Origin of the sequence: Brevibacillus sp. HB1.3 (genome assembly GCF_013186635.1) — a bacterium.
GTDB lineage: Bacteria > Bacillota > Bacilli > Brevibacillales > Brevibacillaceae > Brevibacillus > Brevibacillus brevis_D.
Map to the genome: position 1 here is coordinate 89,298 of NZ_JABMIT010000006.1, position 14,045 is coordinate 103,342.

Here is a 14,045-nt window from a genome sequence, read left to right on the forward strand (position 1 = left end):
CGACTCCCCTACCTTATCAATGATTTGAGATGCAGTTCGTAACAAGCCATATAATCAGACACATGAAACAAATGTGCCGTTAGATAGGCTCCGTAAAACATCGAGAATAGCAAAATAACGGCTTCCTCCTCCGACAGGTGAAGGGCAAGCTGACCATCCTCGGCTGCTTCTTGCACGCACTTTCGGAACAGTTGATGCAGATCAGTAGCTCTAATGGCTTCTCTCTCCTCATGTGCGGGGAAGCGCAAATGCAATTCGGCATCAGATAAAATCGGTACACACGGGTGCATTTTTTGCTCGGCTAAAAAGCTGATAAGGCTAAGCATGATCCCAGGCTGCTTCACACCATCGCTTGTAACCTTGGCAAAAATATGCCGCACCGCTTCCCAGCCTCTCTTGCCAGTACTCTGCAGCTCAATGAAACACTCAGCTTGCCAAATGCTCATGTAATAAACCAAGAGCTCTTCCTTTTGCGGGAAAAATTTAAAGAATGTGACCTTCGACACCTCTGCTCGTTCGCAAATGTCATCCACCAGTACATTTCGGAAGCTCCCGCCGCCTATAAGCTCTAAGGCAGCGTCCAGAAGGGCGAATTTGGTTTTGGCTTTCTTTTTCTCACGTAGGGATAATGCTTCTGCCATCTTGGACTCCTTTTTTCTTATTTCTATTTTCGTTTATCATAGTACATAAATTAACTTAAGTAAAGTTTTTTATTTGAGTAACAAAAACCAGCACCTCCGTGGCGGTGTGCTGGCTTCTTCGTTATTTCATCATTTTTCCCATTCGGTAGGCTGCTTCCATGATATAAGGTGCATATTGGCTCATTTTTTCAGGAGTCAGGCGGTTAGATGGACCAGACGCTGCAATAGACGCTACCAATTGTCCGTTGCGGTTGAATATCGGGACGGCTACGGCTGCTGTCCCCAGCTCCCGTTCCTCCACGCTAGTCGCGAAGCCTTGCTTCCTGATTTGATCCAATTGCTCAATGAAAGACTCCTTGTTCACAAAGTCAGGCCAATTCGGATCGCTGATCACTTCCTGCAAAATGAAAGGTTCTGCGTAAGCAACGAGTACCTTGCTCGATGCTCCCACCGCGAGTGGCATACGCGCTCCAATTGGCGCCACCCTGCGAATCGGCTGCTTGCTTTGGACTGCCTGTACGCGTATCCGCTCGTTTCCATCCCGCACATACAGACTGATCGTTTCCTCCACCAAATCCCGCAATCGCTCCATCTCCGGCAGCAGCAATGTCGCTGGATCATCGTTTTGCGACAAATTGGCGGATAACTCCCAAACTCGAAACCCAAGTCGATACTTCTCCGTCTGGACATCTCGTATCAGAAACCCTTTGTTCTCCAGCGTTGCCAGCAAACGATGCACGGTACTTTTATGCAAGGAGAGTCGACTCGCTATCTCGCTCAGGCCCAAATCCGTCGCGTCTGTAAAACAGAGCAGGATATCCAAAGCCCGATCGACTGCTCGAACGTTTGCTTTTTGTTCTTCTTCCATAAGTGTTTGACACCTGCTTCCTACTTTGTTCCGATCGTTTCATCTGATGAAACGAATATGCTACTTTTCAGTATACGAAAAAATAAAGCATAGTAAAGAGCGAATCCGATTGTCAGCTTACAGAATGGAAAGAAAAAAGGGCAGCCGACCTGTTACGGCTTCCCTTTTTTCTGTTATTTTTTCCCTTTAAAAATCAAAATGATCGGGGTCTGGCCCAAAACGCTTGTTGTCATTTAGGGCAGTGATTTTTTCTACATCCTCTGTACTGAGGGTGAAATCAAAAACATCCGCGTTCTGACGAATCCGCTCTGGTGTGATCGACTTCGGAATGGTCACCACTTGATTTTCCAAATCCCAGCGAAGCACAATTTGCGCAGGAGACTTGCCATATTTCTGTCCCAATTCTACCAAGAGAGGATGATCGAGATTTCCTTGCATCAATGGGCTCCATGCTTCTAGTTGAATGTGGTGCTCTCTGCAATACGCATGCAACTCTTTTTGGGTAAGCAAGGGATGATACTCGACTTGGTTGACAACCGGAATAATCTCGCTATGTTGGCGCAAATCCTCGAGGTGGTGGCTATGAAAATTACTGACGCCAATCGCACGTACATATCCATCGCGGTATAGCTTTTCCAAGGCTCTCCATGTATCTACATACTTGCCTTTTACGGGCCAGTGAATCAGGTATAAATCCAGCGTATCGGTACCCAACTTTTTCATACTTTCATCAAAAGCCTTCAGCGTTGACTCGTAGCCTTGATCCGCATTCCACACCTTGGTCGTGATGAACAATTGATCGCGATCAATCCCGGCTTGACGGATTCCTTCGCCTACGCCGGCTTCGTTGCCGTAGATAGCTGCCGTGTCAATACTGCGATAACCCGCCTCAATCGCGGAGCGGACGGCCAATGTTTCGTTTCCGTCTTTTGCCTTCCAGACACCCAGACCCAGCCAGGGCATCTTCACCCCGTTGTTCAAAACGGAATGATCTGTGATAGGTGTTGCCATTGGATCTCCTCCCGTCTAACGCTGATATGTACTTACATTAAGAAAGTGTAGCATAAATACAAAATGAAGCAAACCTTGCTACTCTTGCGAATCTTGAAACGCCACTTCCTCTGTCCCCTCTGCCAGCGGTTTGATCGCCCACCACCTGATCCTCGCCCGATCTGTCTGAACAGGTCCCTTCACCTGTACGCCAATCCGAAACGTTCCTTTCTGCGGATAAACGATGACCCCTACGGCAAAATGCGCTGCATCTGTCGCATACTCCGAATCATCAAAAACACCGGTATGCCCGTACATCACTTGCTCATGCTGGGAAAGCAACTCATCGATCACATCTGCATGAAAATCCTCGATTCCTGCACTGACATACACATTCCCTTTTCCGAGAGAATGCTTGAGCTCCTCAGAAAAATAACGATTGCCGATCTTGACTCCAAACGGCCAGTTGGAGGAGTATGGATCAATCGGTATTTCTACCACGCCCGTTGCTACGTATTCATTTGCCTTTCCTGGTCGGGGCAGACCCAGCTCAAACTGGTAGACAGACGCCAGATTATCGTAGCTCACATCGAACTGCGGCTTATCACCTGCCGCGATTTCTTTCACTCGCGTGGTCACCCGAATGGAATCCGCATGGGAGCCTTGCTCGACTGGCCTTCCCTTCTGTCCACGCAACGCAAGCTTTTGCAAAAGCGCTGGCGTATACACGTACTCCCCAAACGGAACAGGAACAACCTTCTCAATCACATAGGTCGCATTCATTTGCAGCAAGCATACTTTTGCCAAATATAGAAAAGGCTGTTCGTTCGCCTGTGTCACATGATCCAGCTTGCGATTGTAGTAATCGGATACGAGCCGCTCTACCAGATCGTCTGGCGTGATTTCGATTTTCCCTACAGAAACGAGATCGGTATACACCAAGCGATCGCCGAGTTGAACCTCTGCCTTGCCACCCAGCACCGCCAGTTCTACCGTACCGCGATCCCAGCCAGCCTTGATCGGAATGGAGACGACGTAATCGGTCTCTTTCCCGTCAACAGGCTCTAAGAAGGATACGCTACCGTCACTGCTTTCCATGACCGTCAGCCCAGGTGCATCCAGCTTGTATTCGAATTGCACGCGTGACGTTTGTACCGTCTTCTCAATGTGCAGCTGCAAGGAAAATACTTCACCCGGATTGACGTATCGCGGAGTTGCCTGCCAAATGCGCACCTGTGGATCTGCATAGAGCAGCACTCTTTGCTCTACCAGTTGTACCCCCTCGATGGATGCAGGATGTGGTGCCTCTTCTTTGATAAAAAGCCGATATCCTTCCGCGACCCGATTGTATTCAGCCATTTCCTGCTCGACGGTTTCGGAGACGGAGAAGACCTGTTCTTTCCCTTTTTCATCATAGGCCAAGCAGACGTACACATTTTTTGCGTAATCGTTGTTGCTAAAGCCTTCCATCATGGACAGCTTCAGCTTCACCGGTTCAGGAAGCACGATTTCCCTCCCGAGATAATCGAGAGCGACTCCAGCCTCGACGGAAATCTGCTTTTCGTCCACAGCGATCACCTGCAAACCGCATACCACTCCACCCCCGTGAAGCAGCCGATTGGTGAGTCGACGCTTGTCATTGAAATAGCGCTGTTCTGATTCGAAATCTCGGACGGTTAACAGCTTCCCTTTGAAATACACATTCCGTTCATGTGGAAAATAACGCAGATTCTTCATCTCGAACACCTCACTTTGCGTATAAATCTCGGCTTCTTACTCCAGCTCTGCATCCAGCCCAATCCTCGTGTCATAATCGATTCGTTTGCTGCGGTCCTTCCCACTTAGCACCGTGTTGTATGGTATAGACAAATTTTGATCAAGCGTAAGGAACGACGGCTCCGTCAAATAAGAATTAATCCCCACGTAGCTATGGAGGTCGGCGTAGATGCCCGGGCGCAGAACGATGAGCTTTGCCTCTGTAAAAGCAGGCTTTTGATCTTCCAAAATCTTTTGCAAAACCGACTGCTCCCGCTCTGTTGTCGCGCATTCCTGCGAAACGATCAGACAAAATTGATACGGATGATCCATGTACAAGGAGGAGATTAGCTCGTGCAGCTCCGGGATCGCCTTCATGTCCCTAATTTGGAAATACTCCACGATCATCGGGCGTTCCCCGGTATACAGCTGAACCATCTTTTCCAATCCCGCACGGGTGCCCCGCTCAGCGTATAGCTCCGGTGCGCGACGAATCAGCTCTCGTCGCTGTGCTTCTGTCCAATGCTCATCCCTGCCCATCCCCAACCAAGAAGCCAGCCAAGGGACGAACTCTCCCGGTGTCGTATCAGGATCGAACAAACGTGAGATGGTATCAATCTGTTCCTCCAGCTCCAAGTAAAACGTCCCGAAAAGGGAGAGGAAGCGCTCCAAAAAATCAGCACTGGCAGGCTCACTTTGATAAGTCGCTGGCAGATAACGCAAAAATGTGTCGCGCGGCGAGTAAATCCGTATTTGCCTGAGTAACGGGGAATGGCGGTCCGTTCCGAGCCATTCGATTTTGAGCCATAAATAGCGGCCTTTTGCGGAAGGAAACAGCGCATCTGAAGCGTTGATTACCGGCTCTGACCATAGATTGGCTGTCCTTTGCAGCTTGGTTCTCCAGTCCATGTCGGGTGCCAGCAAAACGTCATCCAGATTGCGGACGGCTCCATCAATCACATGCTCTTTTCGATCAGAAGAAAACGTCGAGATGAGTAACTGTGTTTCTTCCGGTATGTCTGCTTCCAGCGTGAATTTATGCCACACCGTTTCAAATTCTGTGCTATCCAATGCACGAGAGAAGTAGATGCCCATCGGTATTCCCGTGGCATCCAAATTGGACGTTCGGGAGACGAGTCTCATCATCGTCAGAACATTTTTCTGCGCGTCCCAAACATACAGCCGTTGCTGGTTATCAAAAACGAGCTTGTCTGCTCGGCCGTGGTAGTTGGTCAATGGCGCAAGTGCTTCTCCCGTTGGTTGAAAACGTAAAATGAATCGGGTATGATCGTGAGCCGAATCGATGGAACGCCGATCACCCACATAGAGAATGGGGCCTGGACCCACTGCAAATCCCGCGGGCTTGGTGCCTGACGGGATCGCCAGGGTGCACACATCGGAGCCTTCCGAAGAGAACCGAAACACTTGATTCGTCTGTGCCCAAAAGAGATAGGCCTTGCCAGCTTCGGCAACAGACAGGCGAAACAGCCTTCTTCGCCTGATCTCACGGAGTGTAGCTGTCTCTTTTACTCTCAATTCCTCATGCGCGTAAGTAGCGTCTATTTTGCCTGCCCGATTTAGCCGAAGGACGACGACTTGTGTACCCGCCGCGATTTCCTTCCGTTCGTTGTCTTGATCTACGAGCACAGGTGTCGTGATGTAAAGACGTCCTTCTTCATCCAGCGCTGCATCCAAAGGAAAAAGCCGCTGTTCCTCCCCCTCCTCCCAGCTCCAAATGCACTGGCCGTTGGCTATGGAATACGCACCGACTTTTCGCCTTGCTTCGGGGTCGAGGATATACACGTATTCATCGTCAGCGACGAGAAACGAGTCTTTGGAAAACAACCCCCGTCCAGCGCGAAACACAGTCTCCTTGAAGTTGTTGCCGTCATCATAATGCGTGATATGTCCGCTTTCATCCAACCAAAGCAATGAACCAACGCGTGCCATGGCAAAATCCAAGAGTCGAGAGTGATGTGTCGTCCCAGCCTGATGCACATGATCGATCACATACTCGGGCGATTTGTTCAGCGCGATCCCCTCGTTGGAGACGTGAAGGTTATACCAGATCCCCCGCTGCCAATCGGATGGATTGTTCAGGGAAAAGAAACGATTCATTGTATCCACGCCCACTCCTCCGTTTGTCCCGTCTATCTTTCTCTATCCAAAACGAGCTCTAAAACATGCTCTCCTGAGTACACCAGCCCCTGGCGCGGAATCTGAATATCGCCCCCTTCATCCCTGACGATGCCTGTGCCCTCTGCGGAAACCCACAAATCCGTCACGTACAGCACACCCTCGATCTGGTTTAACACCTCGTAGAGATCACTTTTATAAACAGGCCGACCAAATTCCCATCCCTTTCCTTGGTGAGTCGAAGGATTGTGTAGATCCAAAGGTGTCAAATATCGCTGCAATGCCTGTAGCACCATCTGCTTTTTGTCTACAAGCGCAGACTCCACCACGATTGTCGCAAAAACGGTCACTTTGATATAGGCTGGAGCAGCCACATGGACTTCTGTCGTCAGCAGCCTTCTCTGTTCCAATTGGTGGCGAACAGTCCGCAGGAAGCCTTCACTTGGCAGTGGTGTCGGCTGATCGCTAAAAGGGACGATGACGACAGTCGTTTGAGCGGCTGCGTTTTGCTCGGAAGCTCCCATTTCTCCTACTTTATACAGAGGGATTGCCTTCGCGCGGGCTACTCGCAATCCGGGTGTCGAGAGAGCGAGGGCCTCATAATCTTCTGCTGTAACGGCCCGCTGCGGTTTTTTCCCTTCCATTCTCATCCGGCGCTTGGCTTGATCAATCGTTTCGCGCTCGCTTCCCCCACTGGCTGGTCGTGGATTCGTCACCTGCGTGGTGGTTCGCTGCCGGGCGAGTGGAAGGAATCGGGAAATTTGGCCTCCTTGCACATTCCCCTTCGCCCCTTGTCCTGTCTGACACGATAGGATCCGAATACTCGCCATGCCTTCCAGTCTTTCGGGAATGGCTCCGTGCTCATTGTTACCAAACACAATTTCTGTCCCGTCCGCATCAGTCAGCATAAAATGGCGATCCTGTGGCCCTGATCGGTCAAAATCAGTGACCAGCGTCCAGTCTTCCCAGACGGGAAACGGACTGCTTTCGACCAGACGCGCCGCCTGAATAACAAACGTTTCTGGCAAGATCGATTGGACGTTCAACCGAAACACTTGATGTGGCAATCCACTGCTTTCTCCGATGGACCGTTGCCCTGCAAAGTCAATCCGATAAGCGATGACTCGAATATTTCTGCGACCTTCAGGCATTGCACCTCCAAATCCAATCATCGTGGTGCCCTGTGCTGGGTCACGCGAAACGCGAAACGAAAATACGCCTGTATCGCCTTGGTCTGGTTCATCTTGATCCCATCCACTTTGCCAATGTTGTCCCTTTTTGCATTGAACCTCCACAGTGCCTTCATACGATAGCGAACTGGAAAGGACGATCGTCTGATCTGCTTGCCCCGTTCCATCGAACTCCCACACTTGACTGAAGGTTTCGCGTTGGATGACACTCACGGAATTCAACTCGATTTTTTCCATGCGAGGAGCCAATTCGAATCGACCTGCACGCAATGTCGCACAGAGCCAGAATCGAGGTCGATCATTGGCGGGGTAAAGCATGAGCGGCTTCATTGTCCCTTCCAGCTCGATCAGGACACGTCCCGAAAAGGAGAGATTCATCGTTTCATCCGAGACTAGTGGTAACGGACTCCATCCCGGTTCTTGCGTGCGCTCGTTCTGTCCATAGTACTCCCACTCGAGACTAGCCGAAGGAACGAAAAGCGCCGTGGGCGTAAGCGGGGCGATTGGGACAGGATAGTCCTCAAACAGGCGCAATCCAATCGAGACTGCCTTCCCTATTGGCAGCGGCCGATCAAAGCCTAAGTAAATCTTGTTCCCTATCTTTGGTTCCTGGCCGAATGCGTAGTAGGAAACACCAGTATGCGCATTGGATGAACTCACATCCGCTGTCCCGCTTTCTGTATGAACCAGAACACGCTCCAGATTGGCTGGTACCAGAACAAGCGAATGTTCCGTCTCGAAAGGAAGATTCCCCGCGAACAATCTCGTTTTCTCCGGAAGGATCGCTTCTTCTGACACGTCGAAAAACGTTACATCCGTCGTCGCACATGACTGGTTCTTTGGGTGTACACCCATGAGCTGCAAAAATTTGCGTTCGTTCTTTTCCGTGATCTGGTTGAGATAATATTGCTGCATTTCCATCAACCACGCGAACATCTCCAAAAGCGTAATGCCAGGATCGTGATGACGGTGATCACCCCACTCTGGCTGCAGCTTGGGGATCGCGTTTTTTGCTTGTTCGACGATCTCCTCAAAGTAGCGATCATCCAGATTCTTGGATGGAAGCATAGCGTACACTTCCTTTTTCAATGTTTGGGTGGGTAGGCAGCCTGTCCTTCGTGAACGCGAACGCTGATTCGATGTGCTCCCTCTGTGACGATCCCATGTATGATCGATTCGTATTCAGAAGCGAGCATTTCCTTTCGTTGCCCATTTTCCGTTCGAAATACAGCCAAGGTCAGATGATCTACAAAGCGGACGCCCTTTACGGATTTCAACAGGGCAAACAAGAGCGAAGGGTGCACACGCTGGCCTATTTCCCAGCCCCCACCGTGCAAATTTCCCGATATCGGGTCAAGGAATCGCGAGAGCTTGCCGAGTGTCTCCAGCTCCACCTCCACGATTTCCTCCAAAGACCCCACTGCCAGCTCTGCTGTCACCGCAATTTCCAGGTAAATAGGCTCCCTGACATGAATCCGTTCAGGAGAGGCTATCGTCGCTGCCGCATGTGTCAGCAAGTAGTTCGTGACAGAACGCCGAAGCTCCAAAAATGGTGTGCCAAAGCATCCCGCTGCGGGCAATACGATCACAGTGACATGCCCCGCTTCTTTTTGCAGGCGGCTGTTCCGATTGGGCAAACACTTCACTTTGACGATCCCCGGATGCGCTTCACGGACGAGCCATTCGAAATCTTCTGCCGTCACCGCTCGATAGCGATGCTTGATTGTCTGTGGACCGCGCTGCAAAGCTTCCGTCAGCAATTCCCGATTACTTCCTCCACTCGCAGGCACCGGATTGCTGACAGCTTGGACAAACGGAATCGATTGTTCCAGTTGATTCAACTGCCCGGCTGGAAGATTTCCTGCTGTTCCCCCTCCGACCTTATACGTCACCCTCACGGAACCGAGTCCGGTTTGAGGAAGCTCCCTACCGTGTCGGCCATCGCCAAACAAAATTTTTCCGCTAGCACTCTCCAAACAGTAATGGCGATCATCCGGGCCTGAATCGTGCAGATGCTCTACTCGCTGCCACAGAACCCAGCATTTTTGCTCGTTCCCTTCAGAATCGTAGAGAATGTCCACCCGATTTTCTGGATGCTCCAGCCAGCTCTTACGTTCACTCGGCAAAAAGAAGCCTGTTTCATCTACCCATACCTCTTCGTCCATGACGGGATATCGAATCAGTCTGTACTCGGCTTGTGGGCCCTCTGCTATCCGCTCTGCCATTTCATTGCGAATCGTCTCCTGTTGAATGGCTCGTATCGTATTCGGATAAAAGCCGGTTAGCACGGGGTGTCGTGTATCCGAAGCGACTCCTCCCAGACGATTGTCTACGTTGACGGCACGAATCCAATAACGCTCCCGTTCAAACATTTTGCTTTTTTCCATATCAAAAGGACCAGCGAAACGCACGGTACCACTTTCCGTAAAACCAGCGGTCTGATCAATGGTTTGCAGCTTGGCCCAAGTCGTTGCTCCTGCTTCTCCCCGCTTGTACTCCCATTGCATTACCGGAGCAGCCCCTGGGGATTCTTCTATTGGTAGAAAAGAAAAGTAGAAAGAGAGCTGTCCTTGCAATGGCGGCTGCTCAAATCCAAAGTAGACGGCAGGATGCAGGCATTCGGATGGCAAAAACGGCTGGAAGCTAGCCTGATGATTGCTTGTACAGACAAGTTGCTGCCAATCCAAGTTGTTCTGTGTGAGAATCGCTTCCGGCTCATGCAGGGACTCTCGGTACGAGTAGGTCAGGCGCATGTCTTCCAGCCGCGGGGCCATGTATACAGGATTCGGACCATATAAGCCCTCCACCTGAAGAATTCTGACACGAATCCAATAACCAAACTGGGATTGCACAGTTGTCGGCTGCAAATCATCTGGACACGTAAAGGCAACCACAATCTCCTCATCCGAATCGGTGCCGGCAAACAGCTTCTCACGGTCGTCTCCTGACAGAAGCACCATCCATCCGCTGCCATTCCAGTACTCCCATACCACCTTGCTAACCGTGACGGGTGTCGTCGCAGGAGGGGCAAAGGAAGATTCCTTCATGATCCATTTCCATTTCGGTTCCGGTTGTGATAGATGCGTTGCAGGATAAGGAACTGTCTTCATCCGAAAACGCAGGGCAACCGTACTTCCCGGCTTCGTCAACGCCTCTTCACAGGACAAAAAAAACATGCCATAAGGTGCGAGCTGCTCGCCAAACGCAAGGCAACCACTCCCAGAAACCTCCACATCATTGGAGAAAAGCATGTCGGGTACAAGGCCCTCAGGATCATCTGTCGGCAAATAATCCGTTTTCATCTGGATTTTGGTCAGAGAGGTGCTCCCGCCATTTTTCATCCACTCATGAATCATGCCTGACTTCACTCTACAGCGGAGCCAACGGTTTTCGATTCCTTGCACGTGACTAGACTCCCATTTTTTCCGCTGCGTTTTTTCCAAGCGCAGCCGATTTTGATCCGCCTCGATCTTGTCGAACAAAACCCATTCGCCCTCTGACAGATACGTCCACTCGACCAGCTCTGGATTTGCTAGCTTCTCTGTCAGCAAGGATTCCAGGTAGCGTTCCTGATTAGAAACCATCGTAAGCTGGATCGAAGCACGATCTCCTAGACAAAACAAGTCCTCATGTCCCAAATACCAGCAATGCTCCTGGTGATTAGGCAAAGCCTTGCAGTCAAAGAGAGGGAGCGGTGCATTTGTTCCAAGCCAACTCGTTGCATCTGTTAAAAAGTCTCGACTGCCATTGGAAAACAACAGGTCTGTTGGGAGAGAGGGGGTAGCCAGCATAGGCTGATCGGTTTCAAAAACCACTTCATCGCCAAGGGCAGACTTCCCCGAAACTTTTGTGCCCGCTGGAATCCACACTGGCTTTTGCACGCCCGTACTCAATTCAAATGCCAAAAAGGTTTCTGCCGGTCTTGCCTGAGCCATCCCGACACCAAGCATATTGAGAAAAGCGATAAAATTCCGCTCCGGGACTTGATTCAAACGCTCACGATTATTCATCAGCATGTCTGCGAAAAGGAAAAATAAAGCCGTACCTGCATCAGGATCTTCTGGTGTAAAGCGCCACTCCGGTGTGTAGAAGGGCACCATTTCGCGCATTTTTCGGATAACTGCCTGCATATCCCGCGGATCGACCAAAGGTGGCTTCACATTACCCACCTCCCTTCCTTTTTTTTCACGCGACTGTGATTCTTGCGCTATCCATGTGGACCGAGACGGTGAACTGGATACAACAGCTGATGCCCTTTGTTTGTCGCACGTACCGTATAACTGATCGTAACGTTCACCGTTTCGGAATGAGTCTTGTCGACCTTGGCCTCCACCTGCACATCCCGCACACGCGGTTCCCAGATCATGATCGCTTCTGCGATGTCCGACTGGAGCAAAGCCAGGCTCGTTCCGTCCGTGCCATCAAACATGAACCCTTGCAATCCGCTCCCGAATTTCGGTCGCATCACACGCTCACCCTTTGCTGTGGAAAGAATGATGCGAATCGCTTCTGCAATGTCATCCTCGTAGTCGGACAAACGAATACGGCCTGTAGCCTGATCCACCTGAATAGGGAACTTCCATCCTTTTTCACCGAATGGCTGCTGCATGGAATCCCCCCCTACGAATTAATTCAATTTGATCACCGAACCGTTGATGGCAACAATGCCATCAGATTTGATGTTCAGGGACGCTCCTGCTTTAATCGACATGGCACCCTGCGCCTCCAGATTTAGCTGGGTGGACTTGATTGTTAGTGATGTGTCTGACTGAATGGTCACTTGCCCTTTTGCATTCAACGTAATCGTACTTGAGCCGCTCTTCACCGTAACTTCATTGGCGCTGCCGCCTTTGATGGAGATTTGGTTGTTTCCGCTGCTCTCCGTCAGCACAATACTCTCATCCTTGTCCGACAGCTCCACCTGTTGTCCTATTTTCGTGGCAATCGTGATCTTCCCGTCATTCGGATCATCGCCAAAAATCACTTCATGGCCTGCTCGAGTCGTGATTTTTCGGATGTTGTTTTTCTCCGCCATTTCCGGGCCTTTGTTTTCCTTATTCCATAACATCCCGATCACAAATGGCTCGCGTACATCTCCCCAGTGAAAAGCGACCAGCACCTCGTCGCCTACCTCCGGAATAAACAGGCTGCCGCGATCTTTTCCTGCAAAAAGCGTGGCAATTCGCACCCAATCTGTCTCCCGCTCGTTATCCACCAGTGGCAGCTTCAGCTTTACACGCGAGAGCTTTTCCGGGTCTTCGTTGTTCGTCACAATGCCGACAATGACACCGTGGATCCTTGCCCGTTCTTCTTCTGTGATTTCATCCTGGTAGAACCAATGATCAAAGCTCATATCGTATTTCCCTTCACTTGAAACGTTGTGACATAGCCAGATGCCACATCGATGGTGTGTGTGACAGATGTGATGTAATAAGGTTGACTCAGCTTTTTCCCCATGCCCTCTAGTGTGATATAACGGCCAGCACGGATTTCTGGCAGACCAATGGCCTCACAGTTGCCGTCGAGAAGGTTCATGGCGAGTTGATTCAGGCGTGCCTTGGCGACTGCTTTTATCTCCTCAGGTGAGTCCAGCTTTTTCGTAGACTCGTATTTATCAAAATAATCACCGATTGCTCGCAGCAGATCAGCGCTTGTCTTCGAATTCGTCCCGAGCTTCCCGATATCTGCGCTCGTTGCTTTCGCTTCCTGAAGCACCGTTGTTTTGTCCTTGTCTACCCATCGCACCGTATAGGAGGAGGCTTGAGAAGCAATGTTGACATCGACGGAAAAGCTGCGCAACGAAACTCCCCAAATCAAGGTAAGGACCGGCGTCATGTTGCTCAGTGGCTTACGGAAATACAAGTTCTTCCCGACGATAAAAAAGTCGTAATTACAAATTTTCGCAAGACGATTGATAAACTGAAAGTCAGTCTCTGACACCGTCTTGGTAATGGTCTCGATTGTCTGAACCGTATCATCCACATGCGTCGACAAGCCGTATTTTTGTCCCAACTCTTTCACGACATCGCTGTATTTCTTTTTATTCCAGGCGGTAGACTTGTTATCGACCATAAGCAGGAACGATTTGTCCATCCCTTTTACCGTTATGGTAGGCGTCTCCTCGCATGAAAACGAAACGGCTGTAATATGTCCGTAAAAGAGGCTGGATAGCTCGGTTCCATAGCCTAGCTGAATTTCAATTTCATTTCCAGGAACCAAATAGTCATCTACCCAGCGGAACTCCCACGCTGCCGTATCAAAAGCATTCGTTACCGAAAACGAGAACGTATCTGCTTTACCTTCCAGGCTAGAGTTAATCGTTGCTTTCGTAATGGCGACACCTACCTGGCTGATGAGCTTTTTCCCTCCAACGAGTATTTCCAAGGCTGGGGAATGAAAGTTGTTGTACGTTTGGCGCAGGTCATCAAAGGAATGGCGGTCTGTCGTCAATTTCAATTCGCTCAT

General features: G+C 50.3%; 10 protein-coding genes. All 10 read right to left on the bottom strand.

Annotated features, from left to right (window positions below; translation table 11 throughout):
* Nucleotides 1-8 precede the first annotated feature (8 nt).
* Entirely contained in the window at nt 9-641 is a 633-nt protein-coding gene (locus HPY31_RS15630) for a TetR/AcrR family transcriptional regulator (protein WP_172141461.1), read from the bottom strand.
* 121 nt (nt 642-762) lie between these two features.
* Nucleotides 763-1,509: an IclR family transcriptional regulator gene (locus HPY31_RS15635; protein WP_015892448.1), complete on the bottom strand. Its 747-nt coding sequence runs from the start codon at nt 1,507-1,509 to the stop codon at nt 763-765.
* A gap of 186 nt (nt 1,510-1,695) precedes the next feature.
* Nucleotides 1,696-2,520, bottom strand: a complete 825-nt coding sequence (locus HPY31_RS15640) for an aldo/keto reductase (RefSeq protein WP_172141462.1) — start codon at nt 2,518-2,520, stop codon at nt 1,696-1,698.
* A gap of 78 nt (nt 2,521-2,598) precedes the next feature.
* The gene (locus HPY31_RS15645) at nt 2,599-4,236 is read right to left on the bottom strand and encodes a hypothetical protein (RefSeq protein ID WP_172141463.1); all 1,638 of its coding nucleotides are present in this window, start codon (nt 4,234-4,236) and stop codon (nt 2,599-2,601) included.
* 36 nt (nt 4,237-4,272) lie between these two features.
* On the bottom strand, nt 4,273-6,372 hold the full coding sequence (locus HPY31_RS15650; protein ID WP_216675669.1) for a phage tail protein: 2,100 nt from the start codon (nt 6,370-6,372) through the stop codon (nt 4,273-4,275).
* A gap of 32 nt (nt 6,373-6,404) precedes the next feature.
* A complete protein-coding gene (locus HPY31_RS15655) occupies nt 6,405-8,648 on the bottom strand; it encodes a putative baseplate assembly protein (protein ID WP_172141465.1) in 2,244 nt (747 codons plus the stop codon).
* A 17-nt stretch (nt 8,649-8,665) separates the two neighbouring features.
* On the bottom strand, nt 8,666-11,740 hold the full coding sequence (locus HPY31_RS15660; RefSeq protein ID WP_172141466.1) for a putative baseplate assembly protein: 3,075 nt from the start codon (nt 11,738-11,740) through the stop codon (nt 8,666-8,668).
* A gap of 47 nt (nt 11,741-11,787) precedes the next feature.
* Complete coding sequence (locus HPY31_RS15665; RefSeq protein WP_172141467.1) at nt 11,788-12,189, bottom strand: GPW/gp25 family protein; 402 nt, start codon at nt 12,187-12,189, stop codon at nt 11,788-11,790.
* 18 nt (nt 12,190-12,207) lie between these two features.
* A complete protein-coding gene (locus tag HPY31_RS15670) occupies nt 12,208-12,933 on the bottom strand; it encodes a phage baseplate assembly protein V (protein ID WP_172141468.1) in 726 nt (241 codons plus the stop codon).
* A complete protein-coding gene (locus tag HPY31_RS15675) occupies nt 12,930-14,045 on the bottom strand; it encodes a phage late control D family protein (protein ID WP_087346445.1) in 1,116 nt (371 codons plus the stop codon). Before HPY31_RS15675 ends, HPY31_RS15670 begins: the two co-directional genes overlap by 4 nt.